This is a genomic window from Streptomyces sp. NPDC007983, assembly GCF_042958345.1.
In the GTDB taxonomy this organism is placed as follows: domain Bacteria; phylum Actinomycetota; class Actinomycetes; order Streptomycetales; family Streptomycetaceae; genus Streptomyces.
Genome location: NZ_JBIBJI010000009.1, coordinates 213,233 through 237,747 on the forward strand (window position 1 = coordinate 213,233; position 24,515 = coordinate 237,747).

The window sequence follows — 24,515 nt, forward strand, 5'->3', positions numbered from 1 at the left end:
CGCATGTCGATTCCATACAACGTCGGGCCCGTTTTCGTGGGCAGGCGGAACAGAACTGGACAGCGGATTTCCCCTTACCCGTGACCCCCAAGGGTGAGAAGCGCTGTCGGCACCCCACAATCTTTGGGCGACGCACCGTAACCGATGAGGTCCGACCACCCGGATGGTCGGCACCCGCCGGGCCCATCGGGTCTAGAGGGCGATCTCGCAGCGGTGGGTGGCGCAGGCCGTGCCGGGGGCGACGCGCAGCCGCAGCGCGCCACCGGTGGCCAGCACCTCGACGCCGGCGTCATGGGCCCGCACGGCGCGCACCGGATGCGCCCACAGGACGTCGAACGGCTCGCCGGTCCGGGGTGGCTCGGCGACGGCGAGGTGCGCGGTGTGCCGGCCGGTACGGCGCAGCAGCACGCTCGCCGGGGCGCTCACGGTGAGCGGACCGGCCGTGCCCGGGGTCCAGAAGTTCGCCGCCGTGACGCCGAGCGAGGGGATGGCGATGGCCTGCCGGGCTCCGGAGTTGGCGAGCACGGTCAGCCAGCGGCGGTCGGCGGCGCGGGCGGCGAGTGCGGCCGGGCCCGCGCCCGGCATCAGGAGGTAGGCGTAGTCCGCGCCGTCGGGGTCGGTGCCGTGGTCGTACCAGAGGGTGAGGTAGCGGCGGGTGATCGGCTCCGGGGAGCCGCCGGTGTTGATGTCCCGCCAGGAGCCGGTGCGGGCCTCGCGGCGAGTGCGGAGTGCGGCGCCGCCGGGGAAGGCATAGCCGCCGTGCCCGGCCAGATGCGCCCAGCGCGCCCGGGGATGGATGCGGGTCCGCTCCGGTGCGGCGGGCCGGGGGAGCCCGTCGACGGTGAGGGTGGGGGTGCCGTCGGCGCCGAGGGCACGGTTGTCGACAACGGTGACGACGGGTGCGCCGTCGCGGGCGGTGATGTCCGCGCCGAGGCAGACGACCGCGTCGGCCACGCAGAACCAGGACTTCTTGGCGCGCAGGGTGGAGCCGAGGCCGCGCAGGTCCTGGCCGATGGCGGCGAACTCGCCGTCGGTGGTGCCGCCGACCCAGCGCGCGGCGGGTTTGGGCTCGCCCCAGCCGCCGCCCTCGTTGTCGGCCAGCGGCCGGGCGGAGGCGGTGGTTCCGGGCAGCCGGTAGGGGTCGACGGTGGGCCAGAAGCCGTCCGTGTACTGGTTCGCGGTGTCGCCCCCGGCCCACCAGGAGAGCATTCCGGCGCCGGTGTGCCAGCCGCGCGGGTGCTCGCCGTTGCCGTTCTCGTAGTACGCGATCCGGTCCGAGGCCATGGCCAGGGCGGCGGTCCAGCCGGGGCGCCGGTGGACGGCCCGGTCCATGGCCGGGAACAGCCGGTGGCCCACGGGTTCGGGCAGCGCCCGGCCGGGCTCCTTCGCCACGGCCGCGAGCCGCGCCAGGTCGGCGACGCCGAACTGCGGGTCGGTCAGCACGGGGTTGCTGGTGTCGCGTTCGATCCAGCCCCTGACCATGCCGTTCCAGCGCTTCCGCGCGGCGTCGTCCGCGCCCGCGCCGAGCAGGGCGATGGCGGCGAGGAGCAGATGGCCGCGCTGGTGGTCGCTCTGTGTGATACCGCGTGGATCGTTCACCTGGACGCCGCGGCTGACGGCCCGGCCGGAGACGCTGTCCATCATCAGCCCGTCGTGCAGCAGCGGGGCGTACGCGTGCTCCACGCTGTCGAGGATGATCCGCCGGTTCGGGTCGGTGACCTCCCACTCCGACCCGGCCAGCAGGGCGAAGAGCCGGCCGAGGCCGTCGAGCAGGACGTAGCCATAGGTGCCGGAGTAGGCGACCCAGGTGTGCTGGATGAACGATCCGTCGGCGTAGAGCCCGTCGCCCTTCGTCACATACGGGAAGACGGGCGAGAGCGCGTCCCGGGCGAGCGCGACCTTGGCGGGCGCCGCGCCGAGGATGCCGCGCAGGGCCACGACGCGGCACAGGTCGACGCGGTTGGCGCCGGTGCTGGTGCCGGTGTAGTCGCCGAGCATGGTGTCGGGGACGAAGTGGTCGACGGCGGCCAGAGCGCGCTCCCGCCGCTCGTCGCCGAGCCGGTCGTACAGGATCGCGAGGGTGTCCAGGAGCAGCCGGGGGCTGCCGATCTGCCACTCCCACCAGTTGCCGTAGCGGGTGGTGGCGGGGTGGTAGACGGTGGCGTCGAGGTGGTCGATGCCGCGGGCGATGTCGTCGGCGAGACCGGGGTCGCCGGTGAGGCCGGTGCCGGGCTGGGCGTACGCCTGGGCCATGGTGTTCAGCCGGGCGTAGCTCTGGGTGATCCCGGCGGGCGGGTCGAAGGGCTGGTCGGGCCAGAGCGAGGCGGCGGCGGGCGCCATGGCGGCGCGGAACCGGGTGGCCAGGCGGCCGGTCTCGGCCAGGCGGGTGGCGTACGGCTCGGCGGCGGGATCGTAGCCGGTGCCGAGCGCGAGGTCGGTCCAGCGGCGGCGCAGGGCGGCGAAGTCCGGCCCGGCGGCACCGGCCGCCTGGGCGGGCAGGGCGAGGCCGGGGCATAACGCTCCGGTGGCGGCCACGGCCAGGAAGCCCCGCCGGGACCAGGGGCCGATCGGGCGCGACGGCATGGGACCTCCTGCGGTGGGCGGCGGTGGGGATGATGCCCGAGTTCTCCGTCTTCCATACGCCACGGATATTGAGGTTTGAACCGAAGCGACCTATTCTCGACCTTGTTCAAGATTGAACAAATCCGATGTACGAACGCGTGAAGGAGGAGCCATGGGGGATCTCACCGCATTGACCGGGGACTACACCGTCGATCCCGCGCACAGCAGCATCGGCTTCACGGTGCGGCATGCCATGGTCACCAATGTCCGCGGGTCCTTCCCCGAACATGAGGGGACCCTTCATCTGGACGGTGCCGACCCGTCCCGCTCGACCGCCTCGATCGACGTCAAGATCGCCAGCGTCGACACCGGCAAGCCGGACCGCGACGCCCATCTGCGCAGCGCCGACTTCTTCGATGCCGACACCTTCCCGACGATGACCTTCCGCAGCACCTCCGCGGAACAGGTCGACGACGACAATTACCGCATCACCGGCGACCTGACCATCAAGGGCGTCACCCGCCCCGTCGCCATCGACCTGGAACTGGGCGGCTCGGCCGTCGACCCGTACGGCAACCAGCGCGTCGGCTTCGAGGGCCGCGCCGAGATCCTGCGCTCCGACTGGGGCCTGAGCTGGAACGCCGCGCTGGAAACCGGCGGAGTGATGGTCAGCGACAAGGTCAAACTGACCTTCGACATCTCCGCGATCAAGAACACCTGACCCCGGCCCCGTGCAGGGTCCGGCCCCGCACACTCCGCGGCCCCGGCGGAGCCACACCCCTTGAAGGCTCTGCCGGGCCGCGGACCGTCCCGCGCCGCCCTCCCGTACCGGCGGCTACTCCTGCGGCTCGACGCCCGCCCGCAGCAGCCCGTACGCGTACGCGTCGTCCAGCGCCTGCCAGGAGGCGTCGATCACGTTCTCGGCGACGCCGACCGTGGACCACTCCCCCTGTCCGTCCGTGGTCGAGACGAGCACCCGGGTCGTGGACTCCGTACCGTGCTTGCCCTCCAGGATGCGGACCTTGTAGTCCACCAGCTCCATCTTGGCGAGCTGCGGGTAGATCCGCTCCAGGCCCACCCGCAGCGCCTTGTCCAGCGCGTTGACCGGACCGTTGCCCTCCGCCGTGGCGACGATGCGCTCGCCCTTGGCCCACAGCTTCACGGTCGCCTCGTTGGCGTGGGTGCCGTCCGGGCGGGTCTCGACGATCGCGCGCCAGGACTCGACCCGGAAGTAGCGGCGGGTCCGGCCCTCGGCCTCCGCGCGCAGCAGCAGCTCGAACGAGGCGTCGGCGGCCTCGTACGTGTAGCCCGCCAGCTCGCGCTCCTTGACCCGCTCGACCACCCGCCCCACCAGCGCCCGGTCGCCGCCGAGGTCGATGCCCAGCTCCTTGCCCTTCAGCTCGATCGAGGCGCGGCCCGCCATGTCGGAGACCAGCATGCGCATCGTGTTGCCGACCCGCTCGGGGTCGATGTGCTGATACAGATCCGGGTCGACCTTGATCGCGGAGGCGTGCAGTCCGGCCTTGTGGGCGAAGGCGGAGACACCCACATAGGGCTGGTGAGTGGACGGCGTCAGGTTGACGACCTCGGCGATCGCGTGCGAGATCCGGGTCATCTCCGCCATCGCGCCGGGCGGCAGCACCCGGCGGTCGTACTTCAGCTCCAGGGCGGCGACGACGGGGAAGAGGTTGGCGTTGCCGACCCGCTCGCCGTAGCCGTTGGCGGTGCACTGCACGTGGGTGGCGCCCGCGTCGACCGCGGCCAGGGAGTTGGCGACGGCGCAGCCGGTGTCGTCCTGGGCGTGGATACCCAGGCGCGCGCCGGTGTCGGCGAGGACGGTGCGGACCACGGCGTCGACCTGGCCGGGGAGCATGCCGCCGTTGGTGTCGCAGAGGATCACCACGTCGGCGCCCGCCTCGTGGGCGGCGGAGACGACCCGCTTGGCGTAGTCGGCGTTGGCGCGGTAGCCGTCGAAGAAGTGCTCGCAGTCGAGGAACACCCGGCGGCCCTGGGACCGCAGGTAGGCGACGGTGTCGCGGACCATCGCCAGGTTCTCCTCCAGCGTGGTGCGCAGGGCCAGCTCCACATGGCGGTCGTGGGACTTGGCCACCAGGGTGATCACCGGGGCACCCGAGTCCAGCAGCGCCTTGACCTGCGCGTCGTCCTCGGCGCGGACGCCCGCCTTGCGGGTCGCGCCGAACGCGACGAGCTGGGCGTGCTTGAAGTCGATCTCCGCTTGGGCGCGGGCGAAGAACTCCGTGTCCCGCGGGTTCGCGCCGGGCCAGCCGCCCTCGATGAAGCCCACGCCGAAGTCGTCGAGGTGACGGGCGATGGTGAGCTTGTCGGCGACCGTCAGGTTGATGCCCTCGCGCTGCGCGCCGTCGCGCAGCGTGGTGTCGAAGACGTGAAAGCTGTCGTCGGGCCGATCCTTCATGGTGGTCTGGCTCCTGTCAGGGTGGATCTCGGGCTACCGGAATAACCGGTTCCGCGCCCTCCAATGATCCCGCACGCTCCGCCTCCGGTGGGATGGTCCGGAAAACGAAAAGACCCCTCGCGGGTGCGAGAGGTCTGCGCGCGGGTCTGGGGCACGGTGGCCGCGCCGTACCGGGTCGTACGGGGCGATCACTGCGGACCGGCGCGCCTGCTGCCAATAATCATGGCGAACGAGAGCACAGAGGCAGTCAAGCACATTCCGCCCCCGCGCTCCCGTCCGTCTCAAGATGCGAGCGGCCCCCTTTTTTTAAGGGCTCAGCCGATGCGGTGGAGCCAGCCGTGGGGGTCGGGGGCGGCGCCGGTCTGGATGTCCAGCAGGGCCTTGCGCAGCTTCATCGTGACCTCGCCGGGCTGCCCGTCGGCCACCGTCCAGCTCGCGCGGGCGGACTTGACCGAGCCGACCGGGGTGATCACGGCCGCGGTGCCGCAGGCGAAGACCTCGGTGAGGCTGCCGTCCGCGGTCGCCTCGCGCCAGTCGTCGACCGAGATCCGGCCCTCGGCGACCTCGTAGCCGAGGTCGGCGGCGATCCGCAGCAGCGAGGCGCGGGTGATGCCGGGCAGCAGCGCCCCGGACAGCTCCGGGGTGACGATGCGGTTCCCGTACACGAAGTACAGGTTCATGCCGCCCATCTCCTCGATCCAGCGGCGCTCGATGGCGTCCAGCCAGACCACCTGATCGCAGCCCTGCTCGGCGGCCTGCGCCTGGGCCACCAGCGAGGCGGCGTAGTTGCCGCCCGCCTTGGCGGTGCCGGTGCCGCCGGGCGCCGCCCGCACGTACTCCTCGGACAGCCACACGGAGACCGGCTGGACGCCACGGGAGAAGTAGGCGCCGGCCGGGGAGGCGATCAGGACGAACATGTATTCGTTGGCGGGACGGACCCCCAGGCCCACCTCGGTCGCGAACATGAACGGCCGCAGGTACAGGGATTCCTCACCGCTGCCCGGCACCCACGCCCGGTCCTGGGTGACCAGGGCGTCGCAGGCCGCGAGGAACAGGTCGACCGGCAGCTCGGGCATCGCCATGCGGCGGGCGGAGGCCTGGAAGCGCTCGGCGTTCTGGTCGGGGCGGAAGGTGGCCACGGTCCCGTCGGGCTGGCGGTACGCCTTGAGTCCTTCGAAGATGGTCTGTGCGTAGTGCAGCGTCATGTTCGCCGGGTCGAGCGAAAGCGGGGCATAGGGCACGAGCTGGGCCTCGTGCCAGCCGCGGCCCTCCGTCCACTTGATGGTCACCATGTGGTCGGTGAAGTGGCGGCCGAATCCGGGGTTGGCCAGGATCTCCTCCCGCTCCGCGTCGGAGAGCGGGTGCGAGGAGGGCTTGAGCTCGATCGAGGGCGTCGTCATGAGTGGTAGTCCTTCACTTCCGTTGTGGCGGACCGCGCTCACACCATCCTTGCCCGTGATCGGTACTAGGACGTCCAAGCTTCCCGCTGCACACGGCGGCCCCACGAGCGATTATCGCTGACGTGGGGCCGGAGCTTAAGGATGCGTGCGAAGTGCGCGGCCCGAGGTCGATGGTCGCACCCAGCCGCGCGCCGGCACAGGCTGGGGTCAGCCGGATACTCGGGCGGCGAGCGCGTCGCCGATCTCGTCGGTGGTGCGCGCCGCGTCCCGCTCGGCGAGGTCCTCGGCGACGGCGGCCTCGATACGGGCCGCCTCGTCCGCGTAGCCGAGGTGCTGGAGGAGCAGGGCCACCGACAGGATGGTCGCGGTCGGGTCGGCCTTGCCGGTGCCCGCGATGTCCGGCGCGGAGCCGTGGACCGGCTCGAACATCGACGGGAAGGCGCCGGAGGGGTTGATGTTGCCGCTCGCGGCGAGCCCGATGCCGCCGGTGACGGCGGCGGCGAGGTCGGTGAGGATGTCACCGAAGAGGTTGTCCGTCACGATCACGTCGAACCGCTCGGGCTGGGTGACGAAGAAGATCGTCGCGGCGTCGACGTGCAGGTAGTCCGTGGTGACGTCGGGGTATTCGGCGCCGACCTTGTCGAAGATGTTCTTCCACAGGTGGCCGGCGTGCACCAGGACGTTGTTCTTGTGCACGAGGGTCAGCTTCTTGCGCGGGCGGCTGTTGGCGCGCTCGTACGCGTCCCGGACGACGCGCTCGACGCCGTACGCGGTGTTGAGGCTGACCTCGGTGGCGACCTCGGCCGGGGTACCGGTCCGCAGCGAGCCGCCGTTGCCCACGTACGGACCCTCGGTGCCCTCCCGGACGACGACGAAGTCGATGTCCGGGCGCCCGGCCAGCGGGGTGGCCGTGTTCGGGAAGAGCTTCGACGGACGCAGGTTGACGTAGTGGTCGAAGGCGAAGCGCAGCTTGAGCAGCAACCCGCGCTCCAGCACCCCGGACGGGACCGACGGGTCGCCGATCGCGCCGAGCAGGATCGCGTCGTGCTCCTTCAGCGACTCCAGCTCGGCGTCGGTCAGGGTCTCGCCGGTGGCGTGCCAGCGCTTGGCGCCGAGGTCGTAACTCTTGGTCTCCAGCTTCACGTCCTGGGGAAGGGCGGCGCCGAGCACCTTGAGGCCCTGGGCCACGACTTCCTGGCCGATACCGTCACCGGGGATCACTGCGAGGCGAATGCTGCGAGACATACCCGGACCCTACCCCTCGTCCCATCACATGACATCGCTCGTCCGCCATACGGACAGATCGTCCACCGGACAGGCCGCGTTCACCCGCAGTACGGACCGATGTCGCCCGTCCGGGGGAGATTCCGGCACATGCATACACCACGGTTCGGCATTCCGGAGCCGCTAGCGAGCCGGATGACCATGGCGGAGCAGCATGAGTACCTGCGCGACGCCTTCCCCCGCCGACGGGTGCTGCGCGGGGGCGCCGCGACGGCCGGGGCGGCCGCGGTGGCGCTGGGCGGCGCGGGCTGCGCCGGGGCCACCGGGTCCAAGCCGTCGCCCGCGGCGGACGCCCGGCCCGCGGCGGCGAAGGTGGACGGCGCGCTGGTGGCGCCCTTCGGCCGCCATCTGGCCCTCGGTGCCGACCCGACGACGCAGATGCGGGTCTCCTGGCAGGTGCCGTTCGCGGTGAAGCGGCCGTATCTGCGGATCGGGCCCCGTCCGACGGAGCTGACCCGGAAGGTCGAGGCCGAGGTCCGCCATCTGCACACCCCGTCGCTCGGCGACAAGCTGCCCGCGGTCGACCAGTACTACCTGCACGCCGCGGTGGACGGGCTGAGCCCCGACGTCACCTACTACTACGGCGTCGGCCACGAGGGCTACGACCCCGCCGACCCGCGCCACTTCACCTCGCTGGGCACCTTCCGCACCGCCCCCGACCGGCGGGAGAAGTTCGTCTTCACCGCCTTCGGCGACCAGGGGGTGAGCTACGACGCGCTCGCCAACGACCGGTTGATCCTGGGCCAGAACCCGTCGTTCCATCTGCACGCCGGGGATATCTGCTACGCGGACACCACCGGCCACGGCAAGAAGTCCGACCTGTACGACGCCCGGGTCTGGGACTCCTTCCTCGCCCAGACCGACTCGGTCGCGGCGAGCGTGCCGTGGATGGTGACGACCGGGAACCACGACATGGAGGCCTGGTACTCCCCCGACGGCTACGGCGGACAGCTGGCCCGCTGGTCGCTCCCGGACAACGGGCCCGACCCCCGCAAGGCGCCCGGCGTCTACTCGTTCGCCTACGCGGGCGTGGGCGTCGTCGCGCTGGACGCCAATGACGTCAGCTACGAGATCCCCGCCAACAAGGGCTACACGGGCGGCGAGCAGACCCGCTGGCTGGACCGGCGGCTCGGGCAGCTGCGCGAGCGGGACGACATCGACTTCCTGGTGGTCTTCTTCCACCACTGCGCGTACTCGACGACCAGTTCGCACGCCTCGGACGGCGGGGTGCGCGACCACTGGGTGCCGCTGTTCGAGAAGCACCAGGTGGATCTGGTCATCAACGGCCACAACCACGTCTACGAGCGCACCGACGCCATCCGCGGCGGCAAGGTGGCCCGCAAGGTGCCGGTCGGCGGGAGCGCGGACGCCGTGCGCGACGGGATCGTGTACGTCACGGCGGGCGGCGCCGGGGCGGACCTGTACGAGTTCCCGGTGCCCGACAGCTACGAGGGGCACGTCAAGGACCTCGACGAGGTGAAGAGCTACCACTGGACGAAGGACGGGGAGAAGGACAAGGACACCGTGGAGTGGTCACGGGTCCGCTACACCGGCTTCTCGTTCCTCGCGGTGGAGGTGGAGCCGGGCACGGACCCGCGCCTGAAGGTCTCGGCACTGGCGGAGTCCGGGGAGCGGGTGGACCACTTCGAGGTCACCCGCCCCGCTTCTCGGTGACCGTCCCTCAGTGACCGGTGGCGCCGCCGTTGTCGCGGCGGTCGAGCGCGCGCTGGAGCGCGGCGGCGGCGTTCCGCCGGTCGGTGTCGTCGTTCTTGCGGCGGACCCTGCGAACAGTCTGCTCGGCCATGGTTCACGTCTCCTCTGCTGAACCCCGGCACGCGGCCGGGAGGAATCCCCGAGAAGGTGGCTGCCGTAAAGGGGCGGGGGCCTGGGTGCGGCAGGGATCACCTGCGCGGATGCACCGGGCCACGTCCGCCGTCGCTCGATGGAGCGGGACGTTCGGCTTCCACAAAAATAAGGCAGCGGAGCGTCAGTGTCTGCACAATTAGTCGGACGTCCTACTATCTGAGACGAGTCATGGCCGAGGCCGACCCCCGTCCGACCTCGACCATGGCTGGTTATCGACGTAAACTGCGGTAAATAACGCTGACTTGAATGCAAGACGCTAGCATTGGCGCCCCTCGGGCGTCCACAGGTTTATGCCGTTTCACCCCCTCTCGACGCACGCCGCCCCCGACCGGCTCGCAGCCAGGTCGAGGGCGGGGCTCAAGGGCGGCGCGGGGCGCCGGGCGGGTCAGCCCATGTGCGGGTAGCGGTAGTCCGTCGGCGGGACCATCGTCTCCTTGATGGAGCGGGTGGAGGTCCAGCGCATCAGGTTCTGCTTCGCGCCCGCCTTGTCGTTGGTGCCGGACGCGCGGCCGCCGCCGAAGGGCTGCTGGCCGACCACGGCACCGGTGGGCTTGTCGTTGATGTAGAAGTTGCCCGCCGCGAAGCGCAGCGCCTCGCAGGTCGCGGCGGCCGCGGCGCGGTCCTGGGCGATGACGCAGCCGGTCAGGCCGTACGCCGCCGCCGACTCCATCTGCTCCAGCATCGCGTCGTACTCGGCGTCCTCGTATACGAACACACCGATGATCGGGCCGAAGTACTCGTCCTTGAAGATCTCGTTCTCCGGGTCGGTGGAGACGAGAACGGTCGGGCGGACGAACCAGCCCTCGCTGTCGTCGTACGTGCCGCCCGCGACGACCTCGATCGTCGGGTCGGACTTCGCCCGGTCGATCGCCGCCTTGTTCTTGGCGAACGAGCGCTCGTCGATGACCGCGCCCATGAAGTTGCCGAGGTCGGTGACGGGCCCCATGGCCAGGCCGTTGACCTCGTCGGCCAGCTCCTCCTTGAAGCCGTTCTCCCACAGCGAGCGCGGGATGTAGGCGCGCGAGGCGGCGGAACACTTCTGGCCCTGGAACTCGAAGGCGCCGCGGGTCACCGCCGTCTTCAGCACCGCCGGGTCGGCGGAGGGGTGGGCGACGATGAAGTCCTTGCCGCCGGTCTCGCCGACCAGCCGCGGGTAGGTCTTGTAGTTCTCGATGTTGTTGCCGACCGTCTTCCACAGGTACTGGAAGGTGGGGGTCGAGCCGGTGAAGTGGATGCCCGCGAGGTCCGGGTGGTGCAGCGCCACCTCGGAGACGTCCTTGCCGTCGCCCGTGACCAGGTTGATCACGCCCTTGGGCAGCCCGGCCTCCTCCAGCAGCCGCATCAGCAGCACGGCGGCGTGGGTCTGGGTCGGGGAGGGCTTCCAGACCACGACGTTGCCCATGAGGGCGGGGGCGGTGGGGAGGTTGCCCGCGATGGCCGTGAAGTTGAAGGGCGTGATCGCGTAGACGAAGCCCTCCAGCGGCCGGTGGTCGCTGCGGTTCCACACGCCCGGGGAGTTGGCGGGCGGCTGCTCGGCCAGGATCTGGCGGGCGAAGTGGACGTTGAAGCGCCAGAAGTCGATCAGCTCGCAGGGCGTGTCGATCTCGGCCTGCTGCGCGGTCTTCGACTGGCCCAGCATGGTGGACGCGGCCATGGTCTCGCGCCACGGGCCGGACAGCAGGTCGGCCGCCTTGAGGATGATCGCGGCGCGGTCGTCGAAGCTGAGCGCACGCCACGCCGGGGCGGCGGCCAGCGCCGCGTCGATGGCGTCCTGGGCGTCGTCCTTGGTGGCGTTCCCGTAGGTGCCGAGGCGGGCCGCGTGGTTGTGCGGCTGTACGACGTCGAAGCGCTTGCCGGCGCCCATCCGCTTCTCGCCGCCGATGGTCATCGGCAGGTCGATCGGGTTGTCGGCCAGCTCCTTGAGCTTGGCCTCGAGGCGGGTGCGCTCGGCGCTGCCGGGGGCATAGGTGTGCACCGGCTCGTTCACCGGCACGGGGACCTGGGTCACAGCGTCCATGGTGGCCGTTGTCTCCTTCTTCGTGGGGTCGTCGTGGTGGTCGTGAGCCGAGGGCTGTCAGCCGCGGCCGACGAGCGAGCGCAGGAAGAACGCGAGGTTCGCGGGGCGCTCGGCGAGCCGCCGCATGAAGTACCCATACCAGTCTGTTCCATACGGGACGTAAACCCGCATACGGTGACCTTCCGCGACCAGCCGCTCCTGCTCGGCCGGACGGATGCCGTACAGCATCTGGAACTCGTACTCGTCCTTTTTGCGGCCGAGGCGGTGCCCGAGGTCCTGCGCGATGGCGACCATGCGCGGGTCGTGCGAGCCGACCATGGGGTAGCCGTCGCCGGACATCAGGATCTTCAGACAGCGCACGAAGGCCCGGTCCACCTCGCGCTTGTCCTGGTAGGCGACCGAGGCGGGCTCGTTGTACGCGCCCTTCACCAGCCGCACCCGCGAGCCTTCCCCGGCGAGCGCGCGGCAGTCGTCCTCGGTACGGAAGAGGTACGACTGGACGACCGCCCCGGTCTGCGGGAACCGGGCGCGCAGCTCGCCGAGGATCGCGAGGGTGGAGTCCACGGTGGTGTGGTCCTCCATGTCGAGGGTGACCGTCGTCCCGGCCGCCGCGGCGGCCTCGACGACCGGGGTCACATTGGCGAGGGCGACGTCGTGGCCGCCGGGGAGCGCCTGGCCGAAGGCGGAGAGCTTCACCGACATCTCCGCGCGAGCCCCGAGCCCCTCCCCGGCGAGCGCCTCGGTCAGCGCCAGATAGGCGTCCCGGCTGCGCAGCGCCTCGGACCGGTCGGTAACGTCCTCGCCCAGGTGGTCGAGGGTGACCTCCAGGCCGTGGGAGGTGAGCCCCCGCACCGCGGCCATGGATTCGGCCAGCCGCTCACCGGCGACGAACCGGTCCACCATGGGGCGGGTGACCGGCGCGCCGGACACGATCCGGCGGATGGCGGCGCTGCGCGAAGCGGCGAGCAGCACGGGTCCCAGCACAGGGCACCTCCACGATGACGGCCGGTGAACGGCTCCAACAACTCACCGTGAAACCTAAGGATCGCGCGGAATCGGGACCATCGACAGCTGTCACGCATCCGTGTCCGGGATCTCAGACACCTGTATGAGAGGCTGAGGCCGCAGTCGGGGAAGGAGGCCGGAGCGCCATGCGCGAGGACTATCAGCAGCTGGTGGACGAGATCACCGCGACGCTCGGCGCGCCCGCGACCCTGGAGAACCGCGACTTCGCGCTGATCGCCTTCGGGGCGCAGGACAGCGACGACGCCGAGGAACCGGCGCTGGACCCGGTCCGTACCCGCTCCATCCTGCAGCGCCGCTCGACGGCGGCGGTGCGGGCCTGGTTCGAGGCGTTCGGGATCGCCCGGGCGCAGGCCCCGCTGCGGATCCCGCCGGACCCGGGGGCCGGGGTCTTCATGGGGCGCATCTGCCTGCCGGTGCGGCACCGCGGCGTCGTCCACGGCTATGTCTGGCTGCTGGACGACGGCCATCTCTCCGACCTGGAACTGGGCGGCCCCACCGGGCCGCCCCCTGACCCGCGGCTGGTCCGGGCGATGGAGACCACGGCCCGGATCGGCGCCCTGCTGGCGGCCGAGGCGCGGGCCGGGGAGGAACTGGGCGAGCTGCTGCGCGAACTGCTCACCGGGCCGCCCGCCACCCGCGACGCGGCCTGCTCGGGCCTGCACACCGCGCTGCGCGGCGCGGCCGACGGGCCGATGGCGCTGGTGGCGGTCCTGCCGTGGGTTCCGGGCACGGGCGAGGACGAGGACCACCCGGGCCTGCCCCACCTGCCGGGCATCGCCGCGGCCTGTGTGATCCCCGACGAGACGGCGCTGGCCGCCCTCGTCCGGCTGCGCGCCCCCACCTCCCTGGGCCCCGCCCGGGCCACCGCCGAACAGCTCCTCCGCTCCCCCCGCGCCGCGTCCCCCGACAGCACGCCGCCCGCCCATCCCCTTCACGCGCCCGGCGCCGCGCCGGTGGCCCGGGCCGCCGAGCCGCACGGCGCCGACCTCCCGTGCGGTGGCGGCCGGGAGAGCGGCGCCGGGCTCAGCGAGGCGCGGCGCGGGCTGGACGAGCTGCCCGCCGCCTGGGGCGAGGCGCTGGCCGCCGCCCGGGCCGCGCGGGCCGACGCCCGGCTCGATCCGATCGCGGAGTGGACGGCCATCGGCCCGTACCGGCTGCTGGCCACGCTCCCTGTGACCACCCCCGACGCCGCCGTACGCCCCCTCCTGGAGCGCGCGCACGCGGAACTGGCCCGCACCGCCGAAACGTTCCTGGACTGCGCGGGCCAGGCGAGCCGTACCGCCCAGATCCTCGGGATCCACCGGCAGACGCTCTACTACCGCCTCTCCCGGGTACGCCAGCTCACCGGCCTGGACCTCGACGCGGGCGACGACCGCCTGCTCCTCCACATGGCCCTCAAGGCCGCCCGCCTGCGGTAGCGCAGGCGCCGCCGTACCCTGCGCCCCGCACCGGCCCTCGACACGCGCTACCGCGCCGCGGGCGCCCTCGCCGCGCCCTGTTGCTGCTCGAACGCCCTGCGGTAGGCGGACGGCGAGGTGCGCATGGCCCGGCCGAAGTGGTGGCGGTAGGTCACGGCGCTCTCGAACCCGACGGCCGCGGCGATCGCCTCGACGGTCGTGTCCGTGGTCTCCAGCAGGGGCAGGCTCGCCTGGACGCGTTGGGCGATGAGCCATCGGATGGGGCTGGTCCCGGTGGTGCGGGAGAAGTGCCGCAGATAGCTGCGAGGGGACATGTGGGCGCGTGCCGCCAGGGCATCGACGTCGATGCGCTCGGCGAGATGTTCCAGCGCCCACCGCATGCTGCGGGCGATGCGGTCGTCGCCGGGGTCGGTGGAGACCGGGGTCTCGATGTACTGCGCCTGTCCGCCGTCCCGGTGCGCCGGAACGACCAGCCGGCGGGCCACGGCGTTGGCGGTCGCCGCGCCGAAGTCCAGGCGGACCAGGTGCAGGCACAGGTCCAGTCCGGCCGCGCAGCCCGCGCTGGTGAACACGGTGCCGTCCGCCACGTAGAGCGGGCCCGGGTCCACCAGGACCCGGGGGAACATCTTCCCCAGCCGCTCGGCGTAGACCCAGTGCGTGGTGGCCCGACGGCCGTCGAGCAGACCGGCCGCCGCCAGGGCGAACGCCCCGGAGCAGATGGAGACGACACGCGCGCCGCGGCGGTGGGCGGAGCGCAGCGCCGCGATCACGCCCGGGGAGGTGTCGGCGGCCACCTCGCTGACGCTGGGGACGATCACGGTGTCGGCAGCGGCGAACGCCTCCAGGCCATGGGGCGTCCGCAGGGTGGCGCCGCCCTTCATCGGGATCGGCCCGGGGTGCTCGGCGCAGATCGTCAGCTCGTACCCGTCCGCTTCGACGTCCGGCCACGTCAGGCCGAACACCTCGGTGACGATGCCGGTTTCGAAAGCCGACATCCCGTCGTACGCGAGGACGGAGACGGTCTGACGGGGACGCGCGGATGTCGCGGACCGGGGCATGGCGATATCTTAGCGAAGGGTGTCGTGAGCGCCACTTCCGCACCGGTCGACGGCTGGCGAGGATCGGCGCATGACCTCCACGACCTCTCCGGAACCGTCCCTCGCACGGCGACTGGGCCTGGCCGGCATCCCCACCATCGGGGTCGCCTTCGGCTTCGCCCGCTACGGCTCCGGCCTCTTCCTGCCCGAGCTGCGCGCCGAGTTCGACCTGTCGGTGACGCAACTCGGCGCGATCTCCAGCGGCACCTACGCCGGCTACCTCGGCGCGCTGGTGACGGTGGGGCTGCTCGCCGGCAGAGTAGGGCCGCGGGCCCTGGTAGTGGCCGCCGGGGCGACCGCTACCGCCGGGATGGCGGTGGTCGCCTTCGCCACCGGCCCGGGGCTGCTGATCGCCGGACTGGTGCTCGCGGGCGCCAGTTCCGGTTTCGCGTGGGCCCCGTACTCCGACGCGGCCGACCTCCTGCTGCCGCAAGGGCCGCGCGAGCGGGTGCTCGCCCGGCTTCCGGCGGGAACGGCGTTCGCCGTGGCCGTGGCCGGGCCGCTGGCCCTGCTCACCCAGGGCGGCGCGTGGCGCACGGCCTGGCTGCTGTTCGCCGTGACCGGTCTCGTCGTCACGGTCTACAACGCCCGCGTCCTGCCTGCGGGGGCCGGCCCTGCGCGCCGCGAGACCCTGGAGGGGCGGCCGGGCCGACGGTGGCGCCGCGCGGCGCTGCCGCTCCATCTCACGGCCTTCGTCTACGGCCTGGCGGGGGCGGTGTACTGGCTGTTCGCCGTGGCGGCGGTCACGGATGCGGCCGGATCCGGCTCGGCCACGGCGCCGCTCTTCTGGACGCTCATCGGGCTGGCCGGCACCGCCGGCGTGATGACCGGTCATGTCCTCGCCCGGTGGGGTCTCCGGCGCGCCCACACCGTGCTGGTCGGCATGTTCGCGGCCGCGATCGCCCTGCTGGGCCTGGGGGCGGGGACGCTCGTGGCCGCCGGGCTCTCCGCGGTGCTCTACGGGGCGAGCTTCATGGCGATCTCCGGTCTGCTCGCCGTGTGGAGTCATCAGGTCTCCCCCGACCGCCCCACCGTGGGGTTCAGCGCGGTCCTGTTGGTCCTCGGCCTCGGCGCGGTCACGGGCCCCGCGGCGCTCGGCACCGTCGCCGGACGCTACGGGCTGCCCGCCGCCTTGTCGGCCACCGCGGCGATCACCGCCCTCAGCCTGGCGTTCCGGCCACCGTCTCGCGGCTGAGCCGGACCCCGACGCCCCTCAGGCGGAGGGCCCGGGGAGGCGGTCGCTCAGGATGCGGCGCATCGCCTCGATCAGGTCCCGGGCGTCGGGCGTATGGCCGGGGTTGATGGCCTGCTGGACGGCCATCCCGCTCACCAGGGTCAGGTAGAACGAGCCCAGCACCCGGGAGGTCTCCTCGTCGACCTCGCGTCCTTCGATGCCGTGGAAGAGCCCCACCAGCCCGTGGCGTGCCCCCGGCTGGGCGCGGTCGAAGGCCTCCCGCAGCGCGGGGTCGTGCTCGGCCTGCATGACGGCCTCCAGCTGGGCCCGCCACATCGCCTGGTGCTTGCCGAACAGTTCGAGGGCGCGGGACCAGCCCGATTCGAAACGGTCCGTCAGCTCACCGCCGGTCGTGGTGTCCTGGGCGAGGGACGCCTGGACCTCGTCGGACCAGTCGCTCATGGCCGCGAACAGCGCCTCCCGCATCAGGGCGTCCTTCGAGCCGTAGTGGTAGCCGATGGACGCGAGATTGGCGCCCGAGGCGGCCACGATGTCCCGCGCGGTCGTGCGTGACCAGCCCTTTTCCAGCAGACAGCGCTTCGCCCCGGCCAGCAGATCCTCTCGATGTCCCATGACGTCAGCCTATCCCGGGCCCGTACAAGCGTCTAAGACGCCCGTATGCCGGAACATCGCGGACGGCAACCTTCCGGCGCTCGGCGGCAACCAGGAAGCAGTCCCGTCTCCCGTCCCCCGGTCCGCGAGAGGACTGATGCAGCATGCGCGTCATCAGAGCGTTAGCGGCCGCCGCGCTCGCCACCGCCTTCCTCGTCGGCGCGGGCCAGGCACCCCGCGCCGCCGCGGGCGAACTGCCCTCCGCCACCGCCTTCTTCAACCATCCCGACTCGCTCGTCAACAAGTGGGTCGCCGCCAACACGAACGACTCCCGCCGGGCCCGTATCGCCTCGCGGATCGCGTCCCAGCCCCAGGGCGTGTGGTTCTCGCGGTACACCCCGGGCACCGTCACCGAGGACGTCCGTAAGATCACCTCGGCCGCCTCCGCCAAGGGCCAGGTGCCGGTGCTGGTCGCGTACCAGCTCCCCAACCGCGACTGCGGCGGCGCCTCGGCGGGCGGGGCCCCCGATCTGGCGAGCTACGACGCCTGGATGCGCGGCTTCGCCGCCGGGCTGGGCAGCGGGCCCTCGGTCGTCATCCTCGAACCGGACTCGATCGCGCTCATCAGCTGTCTGTCCCCCGCCGAGCTGAGCGGCCGCTACGCCTCGCTCGCCCGCGCCTCCGCCGCCATCCACGCCGCCGCGCCCAAGGCCCGGGTGTACTTCGACGCCGGTCACTCCGCCTGGAACAGCCCCGCCGTCCAGGCCTCCCGGCTGCGCTCGGCGGGCGTGCTGAGCAGCGGCGACGGCATCTACAGCAATGTCTCCAACTACCGCCGCACCGCCGACGAGGCGGCCTTCGCCAAGGCCGTGCTGGCCCAGCTCGGCGGCTCCTCGGGCCTCACCGCGGTCATCGACACCAGCCGCAACGGCAACGGCCCCGCGCCCGGCGACGCCTGGTGCGACCCGCGCGGCCGCAAGGTCGGCGAGAACCCGACGGCGGGCACCGGCGATCCGGCGATCGACGCCTACCTGTGGATCAAGCCGCCGGGCGAACTGGACGGCTGCGCGGGGGCGGCGGGCTCGTTCTCGCCGGACTACGCGTACGAGATGGCGGGCTGACCGGATGCGCCGGTCCGCGTACGCCGCGGCGGCCGCGCTCCTGTGCGCCGTACTGGCCGCACCGGGCGGGGCCGCCGCGGCACCTTCCAAGGCGCCGTCCGCGCCATCCGCGCCATCGGCCCGGCCCACCGGCTGGGCCACGGCGGGCACCGGCACCACCGGAGGCGCGGGCGCCGCCCCCGACAGCGTCCATGTGGTCCGCACCCGCGCCGAGCTGCGGGACGCCCTCGCCAACCACGGCGATCCGACCGCGCCCAAGGTCATCCGCGTGCGCGGCCACCTCAACGGCAACGAGACCGACGACGGCCGCCTCCTGGGCGCCCAGGACTACGCCCCCGGCTGGGACCTGCGGCGCTACATGGACTGCTTCGGCCCCGACGGTACGGCGTGGAGCGACGACCGCTACGCGTGGTGCAAGCGGATGCGCACCCTCCGCGTCACCGGCTCGAACGCCCAGAAGCAGCAGATCCAGCTCACCGTGCCCAGCAACACCACGATCCTGGGCAGCGGCAGGGACGCGGCCCTGCTCGGCGTCTATCTGACCGTCAACACCGGCCGGAACATCGTCATCCGCAACCTCCGCTTCGAGGCCCCCACCGACCACTTCCCCAGCTGGGACCCGGGCGACGGCGCGAGCGGCGCGTGGAACGCGCGCTTCGACGCGCTGTCCGTCGTCACCGGCCGCAACATCTGGATCGACCACTGCGCCTTCTCCGACGGCCGCTTCCCCACCAGCCGGGCCGCAGTCGGCTTCCACGGCAAGCGCGTCGAACACCACGACGGGCTGCTGGACATGGAGGACGGCACGGACTTCGTGACCGTCTCCTCCAGCCGCTTCAGCGACCACGAGAAGACCCTGCTGATCGGCTCCGGCGACGGCAAGGGCGACCGCGACCGCGGCCATCTGCGGATCACCTTCCACCACAACCTGTTCTCCGACACCGCGCAGCGCAGCCCCCGCGTCCGGTTCGGCCAGGTGCACACGTACAACAACTACTTCCGCGGTTCCACCGACGACCCCGACTACCCGATGCGCGGTCAGGCGCTGGGCGGCAGCTCGTACTTCCTGGGCGCCGGGCTCGAATCGAAGATCGTCTCCGAGTACGACGTCTTCACCCACACGGGCCCCGGTGCATCCCCCGACATCACGGTGGCCACCTTCCACGGCAACCAGTTCTCGGCCACCGGCGCCACGTACAACGGCCGCCGCGTCGACCTGAACCGCATCGCCCGGGCGAAGTTCGAGGCCGAGGCCGCCCGGGCCCGAGCGGAGGCCGACTCCTCGGGCACCGAGCCCCCGGAGTGGGCACTGCGCACCTTCACGACGGACACCGGCTGGACCCCGTCCGACGTCTACCGCTACCGCCCGCAGCGCTCCGCGGAGGCGGTCATCCGGACGGTCCTGCGCGAGGCGGGGCCGACCCTCACAATCGGTCGATCTCTGTGAGGTCGATGTCGATGTCGAAGGGGACGGTGAGCTTCAGCCGGTCGTGGTGAATGCCGGACGGGACGTATGCGCCGGTCGCCGGGTCCAGCTCGTAAACGTAGACCGTCGGACGGCGGCCCTTGCTCTTCTCAACCAGCCAGAAGTGTCGGATTCCCGCCTTGGCATAGAGCTGCGGCTTGCGCTCGCGATCGCGGGCTTCTGATTCTGGCGATACCACTTCCACCGCGAGGACGGCATCAGCGGCACGAAGCCCGTCTCCCGGGCGTCAGCAGTCACGGCCTCGGCCCGCACCACGGAGACGTCTGGCTCGGGACGGTTGCCGCTGTTGAGAGTGATCGTCATCTGGCGGCACACACGCAGCGACTCAGGTACTGAAGCCCTGAGACCGCTCTCCACCAGAGAGATGGCCAGCGAATGAAAACACGTCTGCGGGCCGACGAAGACGAGGCTGCCGTCGATCAGCTCAGTGTGCCGGGGCAGAGCCGGAATACGGTCAAGGTCGTCCGCGGTGAAACCGCCCGGGGGCGGAAAGGCCCAGGCCGGAAGCGGTTGAGCAGTCATGGTTCCTCCCATGGACGGGATTCTGGCCACGCGCCCCGGCCCAGCGGGCGAGAACGCCGGGACCACCCCTCACACGAGTGACGGGAGGCCCCGGCGTTGACGACCGGCGTCAGCCCAGGTGCACGGGGGCCGGCGCGGCGCCGTGGGCGGCCTTGTCGCCGGACGGGCGTGGCGTGTTCATCAGGACGCCCACCACCAGCGCCGCGCCCGTGAGGATCACCGACGACCAGACGAACGCGTGGGAGAAGCCCTCGACCAGCCCGTCCTTGGCGGTGGCCGGTGTCATGCGGCGGGCGTGGTCGCGCAGGTAGTCGGCGGTCGCGCTGGTGGCGATGGTGTTGAGCATCGCCGTGCCGATCGAACCGCCGATCTGCTGGGCCGTGTTCACCGTGGCGGAGGCGATGCCCGCGTCCTGCGGCCGCACGCCGTGGGTCGCGTAGTTCATCGAGGGGGCCATGACCAGGCCCATGCCGAAGCCGACGAGGAGTTCGGAGGGCAGCACGCCCGCCACGTACGAGCTTCCCGTCTCCAGCGGGACCAGCAGCGCCACCCCGGTGGCCGCGAACAGCAGACCGGGCACCACCAGCGCCCGGGGCGGCACCCTGGGGATGAGGCGGGCGGCGACGCCGCCCGCGGCGGCCAGCACGGCCGCGGTCATCGGCAGGAAGGCCACGCCGGTGACCAGCGCCGAGTACCCCTTGACGATCTGCATGTAGTAGGTGAGGAAGAGGAACATCGCGAACATGCCGACCACCGACAGGCCGACCGCCAGATAGGCGCTGCCCCGGGTACGGTCCGCGACCACCCGGATCGGCAGCAGCGGCCGGGCGGCGCGCCGCTCCACCAGGACGAAGGCGGTGAGCAGCACCACGCCCAGGATGAGCAGCCCGGTCACCAGCCGGGAGCCCCAGCCCTCGGACTCGGCCTCGCTGCATCCGTAGACCAGTGACACCAGACCGGCGACGGCCAGCAGCACCCCGGGGATGTCGAAGCGCGCCCGCTCCCCGGCGGGCCGGTCGGCGGGCAGGACCGACCAGCTGAACGCCGCGACGACGGCGATCGGCACGTTGACGTAGAGGCACCAGCGCCAGTCCAGGTACTCGGTCAGCAGCCCGCCGACGACCAGGCCGATCGCGCCGCCGCCCGCCGCGATCGCCCCGAAGATGCCGAACGCCTTGGCGCGCTCGCGCGCCTCGGTGAAGTTCACGGCCAGCAGCGACAGCGCCGAGGGCGCGAGCAGCGCGGCGAAGGCGCCCTGCAGCGCCCGGGCCCCGAGCAGCATCCCGAGCCCCTGGGCGGCGCCGCCGAACGCGGAGGCCCCGGCGAAGCCGATCAGGCCGATCAGGAAGGCCCGCTTGCGGCCGGTGTAGTCGGCGATCCGGCCGCCGAACAGCAGCAGACTGCCGAAGGCCAGGGTGTACGCGGTGATGACCCACTGCCGGTCAGCGGCGGAGATGCCCAGGTCGCGCTGGGCGGAGGGCAGGGCGATGTTCACGATGGTGATGTCGAGAACGATCATCAGCTGGGCGAGGCCGATGAAGAGCAGGGCGAGCCAGCGCCGGGGGTTGGCCTCGGACGGTGTGGCAGCAGGCGGTGCGGCCTCGGGCGGTATGGCTGAGGGCTCGGACATGAGGGTGCCTTTCTGGTCGTGCGGTGCGGACGGTGAGCGGTGATCAGTCGACGTCGGCACGGGCGTCGTCGATCACTCGCTCCCGGATGCGGGTGAAGGCGGCGGCGTCCACGGCCGGGCCGCCGAGGGGCGTGGCGGGCCGGGGGGAGCCGCTGGGGCGCAGCCCGTCCACGTACAGATCGAGCTGGCGGTGGGCGAGGGCGTCGTCGTCCGGGATGCGGCCACCGCCGGGCAGCGGCCGCGACAGCCGGATGATCATCAGGACGATGTCGCCGAAGACGACATCGGGGCGGATCGCACCGGCCGCGCGGGCGCGGGCGAGGAGGCGGTCGACGGTCTCGACGGGGTCGGCGGCGTCGTCGCGCTCCCGGCCGAAGAGTTCGCCGGCGGTGATGTGGCCCAGCAGGGCCGGCACCACGGACCCGATCTTGAGGTCGAGGGCGGCGTGCATGAAGCGCCGCAGGGCGTCGGCCGGGTCGCTCTGCGCGCCGGCGGCCCGCCGCGCGGCCGCGTCCACCGCGGTGAAGACCTCGGCGGCCACGCCGCGGAGGAGGTCGGGACGGGTGGGAAACCGCCGGTAGAGGGTGGCGATGCCGACCCCGGCGCGCCGGGCGATCTCGTCGAGCGGGGCGTCCGGCCCCTGGTCGGCGAAGACCTCCCGGGCGGCGCGCAGGATCTCCTCACGGTTGCGGCGTGCGTCGGCGCGCATGCGGGGCCGGGCGGGATCAGTGGACACGACGGGTCTCCTGCGGAGGGCACACACGAAAGCTATGTGGAGCATTTTTCTCCACATAGCTGAGAGCGTAGCGCTCCCCGGGACTTTATTCAACGAGCGATGAAAAAAGTCCGGCGGCAGGGCACCAAAAAGGCCCGGCCCCCGCTCGAAGCGGGGGCCGGGCCCTGTGCCGCGTACGTGCTACGCCGCGGATCAGACCAGGTTGACCGAACGGGCCGACGTGGCGCCGATCTCCTCGGCGATCTCGGTGAGCACACCCTGCGGAATCGTGTCGTCCACGGTCAGCGCGACCAGCGCGGCACCGCCCACGGCGGCACGCGAGACCTGCATGCCCGCGATGTTGATGCCCGCCTCGCCCAGGATGCGGCCGAGCGTGCCGACGACACCGGGACGGTCGGTGTAGCGGAGGAAGGCCATGTGGTCGGCGAGCGCCAGGTCGACGTCGTACTCCCCGACCGCGACGATCTTCTGCAGGTGCTTCGGACCCGCCAGCGTGCCGGAGATCGAGACCTCCGTACCGTCGGCCAGGGTGCCGCGCACGATTACCACATTGCGGTGCTCCGAGGACTCCGAGCTGGTGGTCAGCCGCACCTCGACGCCGCGCTCCTGCGCGAACAGCGGGGCGTTCACGTAACTCACGGTCTCGTCGACGACGTCCTCGAAGACGCCCTTGAGCGCGGACAGCTCCAGCACCTTGACGTCGTGCTGGGTGATCTCGCCGTACACCTCGACATCCAGCCGGACGGCGACCTCGCCCGCGAGCGCGGTGAAGATCCGGCCCAGCTTCTCGGCCAGCGGCAGCCCGGGGCGTACGTCCTCGGCGATCACGCCGCCCTGCACGTTCACCGCGTCCGGGACCAGCTCGCCAGCGAGGGCCAGCCGCACCGAGCGCGCGACCGCGATGCCCGCCTTCTCCTGGGCCTCGCCGGTGGAGGCGCCCAGGTGCGGGGTGGCGACCACGTTGTCGAACTCGAACAGCGGGGAGTCGGTGCACGGCTCCTTGGAGAACACGTCGAGACCGGCCCCGGCGACCCGGCCCTCCTTGAGGGCGGCGGCCAGCGCAGCCTCGTCCACGATCCCGCCGCGGGCGGCGTTGACGATGCGGACCTCGGGCTTGACCTTGCGCAGCGCCTCGTCGCCGATCAGGCCGACCGTCTCGGGGGTCTTGGGCAGGTGGACGGTGATGAAGTCCGAGACCTCGAGCAGCTCGTCGAGGGAGAGCAGCTTCACACCCATCTGCGCGGCGCGCGCGGGCTGCACGTACGGGTCGTACGCGACGACCTTCATCCCGAAGGCGGACATGCGCTGGGCCACCAGGACGCCGATGCGGCCGAGGCCGACGACGCCGAGGGTCTTCTCGCTCAGCTCCACACCGGTGTACTTGCTGCGCTTCCACTCGCCGTTCTTCAGCGCGGCGTTCGCCTGCGGAATGTTGCGCGCGGTGGCGACCAGCAGGCCGCAGGCCAGCTCGGCGGCGGTGACGATGTTGGACGTCGGCGCGTTGACGACCATGACGCCCGCCTTGGTGGCGGCCGAGACGTCCACATTGTCCAGGCCGACGCCCGCCCGGGCGACCACCTTCAGCTTCTTCGCCGCGGCGATGGCTTCCGCGTCGACCTTGGTCGCGCTGCGGACGAGGATCGCGTCCACGTCGGCGAGGGCGGGAAGCAGTTCGTCTCGGTCCGCGCCGTTGCAGCTCCGGATCTCGAAATCCGGGCCCAGGGCGTCGACCGTGGCGGGCGACAGCTCTTCGGCGATGAGTACGACAGGTTTACCGGGGGAAGCAGTGCTCACGTGGTCTTCAGTCCTCACTAGTCCTCAGCGGACGGCCGTCCCGACGGCCGCAGGCGGTGAAGGGTTCCAGCCGCGTGGAAGACGCACGACGCTGTGAGCCTGACGCGTTTGTTGCAGGAAAGTGTAGTAGCGATCGGGCCTGTGTAATGCGCCCAAGCGGCAGGATCACCCGCACGTGGTGGTGCGCGGTGGACAACGGCGAACCGGGTGTGGCGGGGGGGGCCCGGGCCCCCCCCCCCCCCCCCCGGCCCCCCCCCCCCCCCCCCCGGGGGGCGGCCCCCCCGGGGGGGGCCCCCCCCAGGGGGAGGGGCCCCACGACAGCGGGGGGGGAAAGGG

Annotated in this window: 18 protein-coding genes and 1 pseudogene; 6 read left to right on the forward strand and 13 right to left on the reverse strand. The window is 72.0% G+C overall.

The genetic code is table 11. The features are described from left to right. Nucleotides 1–192 precede the first annotated feature (192 nt). Nucleotides 193–2,583, reverse strand: a complete 2,391-nt coding sequence (locus ACFZCY_RS27605; RefSeq protein WP_391178769.1) for a polysaccharide lyase family 8 super-sandwich domain-containing protein — start codon at nt 2,581–2,583, stop codon at nt 193–195. A 151-nt stretch (nt 2,584–2,734) separates the two neighbouring features. Between ACFZCY_RS27605 and ACFZCY_RS27610 the strand changes: the two genes are divergently transcribed. After that, nucleotides 2,735–3,283 carry a YceI family protein gene (locus ACFZCY_RS27610; RefSeq protein ID WP_391178772.1) on the forward strand — a complete coding sequence of 183 codons (549 nt, stop codon included), beginning with the start codon at nt 2,735–2,737 and terminating at the stop codon, nt 3,281–3,283. Between the two features lie 114 nt (nt 3,284–3,397). Here ACFZCY_RS27610 and cimA read toward each other — a convergent pair whose 3' ends face one another. The 3 genes from cimA to ACFZCY_RS27625 all read right to left on the reverse strand — a co-directional run bounded on the left by cimA (nt 3,398) and on the right by ACFZCY_RS27625 (nt 7,641). Beyond that, on the reverse strand, nt 3,398–4,996 hold the full coding sequence (gene cimA / locus ACFZCY_RS27615) for a citramalate synthase (RefSeq protein ID WP_391178775.1): 1,599 nt from the start codon (nt 4,994–4,996) through the stop codon (nt 3,398–3,400). A 314-nt stretch (nt 4,997–5,310) separates the two neighbouring features. After that, on the reverse strand, nt 5,311–6,396 hold the full coding sequence (locus tag ACFZCY_RS27620; RefSeq protein WP_055547370.1) for a branched-chain amino acid aminotransferase: 1,086 nt from the start codon (nt 6,394–6,396) through the stop codon (nt 5,311–5,313). A 207-nt stretch (nt 6,397–6,603) separates the two neighbouring features. After that, nucleotides 6,604–7,641: a 3-isopropylmalate dehydrogenase gene (locus tag ACFZCY_RS27625; protein ID WP_391178779.1), complete on the reverse strand. Its 1,038-nt coding sequence runs from the start codon at nt 7,639–7,641 to the stop codon at nt 6,604–6,606. Nucleotides 7,642–7,770: 129 nt separating this feature from the next. Here ACFZCY_RS27625 and ACFZCY_RS27630 point away from each other — a divergent pair, with 129 nt between their 5' ends. Next, complete coding sequence (locus ACFZCY_RS27630; RefSeq protein ID WP_391178782.1) at nt 7,771–9,354, forward strand: fibronectin type III domain-containing protein; 1,584 nt, start codon at nt 7,771–7,773, stop codon at nt 9,352–9,354. A gap of 7 nt (nt 9,355–9,361) precedes the next feature. Here ACFZCY_RS27630 and ACFZCY_RS27635 read toward each other — a convergent pair whose 3' ends face one another. From ACFZCY_RS27635 to ACFZCY_RS27645, 3 genes are all read right to left on the reverse strand, one after another. After that, a complete protein-coding gene (locus tag ACFZCY_RS27635; RefSeq protein WP_391178786.1) occupies nt 9,362–9,484 on the reverse strand; it encodes a hypothetical protein in 123 nt (40 codons plus the stop codon). Nucleotides 9,485–9,931: 447 nt separating this feature from the next. Beyond that, the gene (gene pruA, locus ACFZCY_RS27640; RefSeq protein WP_391178789.1) at nt 9,932–11,563 is read right to left on the reverse strand and encodes an L-glutamate gamma-semialdehyde dehydrogenase; all 1,632 of its coding nucleotides are present in this window, start codon (nt 11,561–11,563) and stop codon (nt 9,932–9,934) included. Between the two features lie 57 nt (nt 11,564–11,620). Beyond that, complete coding sequence (locus tag ACFZCY_RS27645; protein WP_391178792.1) at nt 11,621–12,547, reverse strand: proline dehydrogenase family protein; 927 nt, start codon at nt 12,545–12,547, stop codon at nt 11,621–11,623. Nucleotides 12,548–12,714: 167 nt separating this feature from the next. Here ACFZCY_RS27645 and ACFZCY_RS27650 point away from each other — a divergent pair, with 167 nt between their 5' ends. Continuing rightward, on the forward strand, nt 12,715–14,007 hold the full coding sequence (locus ACFZCY_RS27650; protein WP_391178795.1) for a helix-turn-helix domain-containing protein: 1,293 nt from the start codon (nt 12,715–12,717) through the stop codon (nt 14,005–14,007). Between the two features lie 47 nt (nt 14,008–14,054). On the opposite strand, the gene ACFZCY_RS27655 is transcribed toward ACFZCY_RS27650, so the two are convergent. Then, nucleotides 14,055–15,065 (reverse strand): helix-turn-helix domain-containing protein, encoded by a 1,011-nt coding sequence (locus ACFZCY_RS27655; protein WP_391178798.1) that lies wholly within the window; start codon nt 15,063–15,065, stop codon nt 14,055–14,057. Between the two features lie 70 nt (nt 15,066–15,135). Between ACFZCY_RS27655 and ACFZCY_RS27660 the strand changes: the two genes are divergently transcribed. Beyond that, on the forward strand, nt 15,136–16,299 hold the full coding sequence (locus tag ACFZCY_RS27660) for a YbfB/YjiJ family MFS transporter (RefSeq protein ID WP_391178800.1): 1,164 nt from the start codon (nt 15,136–15,138) through the stop codon (nt 16,297–16,299). Between the two features lie 18 nt (nt 16,300–16,317). Here the strand turns inward: ACFZCY_RS27660 and ACFZCY_RS27665 are convergent, their stop codons facing one another. After that, nucleotides 16,318–16,911 carry a TetR family transcriptional regulator gene (locus tag ACFZCY_RS27665; RefSeq protein ID WP_391178803.1) on the reverse strand — a complete coding sequence of 198 codons (594 nt, stop codon included), beginning with the start codon at nt 16,909–16,911 and terminating at the stop codon, nt 16,318–16,320. Nucleotides 16,912–17,054: 143 nt separating this feature from the next. Between ACFZCY_RS27665 and ACFZCY_RS27670 the strand changes: the two genes are divergently transcribed. Together ACFZCY_RS27670 and ACFZCY_RS27675 are read left to right on the forward strand one after the other, a co-directional pair. Beyond that, nucleotides 17,055–18,011, forward strand: a complete 957-nt coding sequence (locus ACFZCY_RS27670; RefSeq protein ID WP_391178806.1) for a glycoside hydrolase family 6 protein — start codon at nt 17,055–17,057, stop codon at nt 18,009–18,011. 4 nt (nt 18,012–18,015) lie between these two features. Continuing rightward, nucleotides 18,016–19,458 (forward strand): polysaccharide lyase family 1 protein, encoded by a 1,443-nt coding sequence (locus ACFZCY_RS27675; RefSeq protein ID WP_391178809.1) that lies wholly within the window; start codon nt 18,016–18,018, stop codon nt 19,456–19,458. Here ACFZCY_RS27675 and ACFZCY_RS27680 read toward each other — a convergent pair. The 4 genes and pseudogenes from ACFZCY_RS27680 to serA form a co-directional block, all read right to left on the reverse strand. Then, nucleotides 19,436–20,019, reverse strand: a pseudogene (locus ACFZCY_RS27680) (Uma2 family endonuclease). The gene ACFZCY_RS27675 and the pseudogene ACFZCY_RS27680 overlap by 23 nt on opposite strands. 109 nt (nt 20,020–20,128) lie before the next feature. Continuing rightward, nucleotides 20,129–21,649 (reverse strand): DHA2 family efflux MFS transporter permease subunit, encoded by a 1,521-nt coding sequence (locus tag ACFZCY_RS27685; protein WP_391178813.1) that lies wholly within the window; start codon nt 21,647–21,649, stop codon nt 20,129–20,131. Between the two features lie 43 nt (nt 21,650–21,692). Continuing rightward, nucleotides 21,693–22,385: a TetR family transcriptional regulator gene (locus ACFZCY_RS27690; protein WP_391178816.1), complete on the reverse strand. Its 693-nt coding sequence runs from the start codon at nt 22,383–22,385 to the stop codon at nt 21,693–21,695. Nucleotides 22,386–22,577: 192 nt separating this feature from the next. Then, nucleotides 22,578–24,179: a phosphoglycerate dehydrogenase gene (gene serA, locus ACFZCY_RS27695; protein WP_391178818.1), complete on the reverse strand. Its 1,602-nt coding sequence runs from the start codon at nt 24,177–24,179 to the stop codon at nt 22,578–22,580. Nucleotides 24,180–24,515 lie beyond the last annotated feature (336 nt).

Coding starts and splice junctions, on each gene's coding strand:
- ACFZCY_RS27650 (WP_391178795.1), top strand. CDS start 12,715: ATGCGCGAGGACTATCAGCAGCTGGTGGACGAGATCACCGCGACGCTC.
- ACFZCY_RS27665 (WP_391178803.1), bottom strand. CDS start 16,911: ATGGGACATCGAGAGGATCTGCTGGCCGGGGCGAAGCGCTGTCTGCTG.
- ACFZCY_RS27660 (WP_391178800.1), top strand. CDS start 15,136: ATGACCTCCACGACCTCTCCGGAACCGTCCCTCGCACGGCGACTGGGC.
- pruA (WP_391178789.1), bottom strand. CDS start 11,563: ATGGACGCTGTGACCCAGGTCCCCGTGCCGGTGAACGAGCCGGTGCAC.
- ACFZCY_RS27670 (WP_391178806.1), top strand. CDS start 17,055: ATGCGCGTCATCAGAGCGTTAGCGGCCGCCGCGCTCGCCACCGCCTTC.
- cimA (WP_391178775.1), bottom strand. CDS start 4,996: ATGAAGGATCGGCCCGACGACAGCTTTCACGTCTTCGACACCACGCTG.
- ACFZCY_RS27635 (WP_391178786.1), bottom strand. CDS start 9,484: ATGGCCGAGCAGACTGTTCGCAGGGTCCGCCGCAAGAACGACGACACC.
- ACFZCY_RS27620 (WP_055547370.1), bottom strand. CDS start 6,396: ATGACGACGCCCTCGATCGAGCTCAAGCCCTCCTCGCACCCGCTCTCC.
- ACFZCY_RS27605 (WP_391178769.1), bottom strand. CDS start 2,583: ATGCCGTCGCGCCCGATCGGCCCCTGGTCCCGGCGGGGCTTCCTGGCC.
- ACFZCY_RS27675 (WP_391178809.1), top strand. CDS start 18,016: ATGCGCCGGTCCGCGTACGCCGCGGCGGCCGCGCTCCTGTGCGCCGTA.
- ACFZCY_RS27625 (WP_391178779.1), bottom strand. CDS start 7,641: ATGTCTCGCAGCATTCGCCTCGCAGTGATCCCCGGTGACGGTATCGGC.
- ACFZCY_RS27655 (WP_391178798.1), bottom strand. CDS start 15,065: ATGCCCCGGTCCGCGACATCCGCGCGTCCCCGTCAGACCGTCTCCGTC.
- ACFZCY_RS27610 (WP_391178772.1), top strand. CDS start 2,735: ATGGGGGATCTCACCGCATTGACCGGGGACTACACCGTCGATCCCGCG.
- ACFZCY_RS27630 (WP_391178782.1), top strand. CDS start 7,771: ATGCATACACCACGGTTCGGCATTCCGGAGCCGCTAGCGAGCCGGATG.
- ACFZCY_RS27685 (WP_391178813.1), bottom strand. CDS start 21,649: ATGTCCGAGCCCTCAGCCATACCGCCCGAGGCCGCACCGCCTGCTGCC.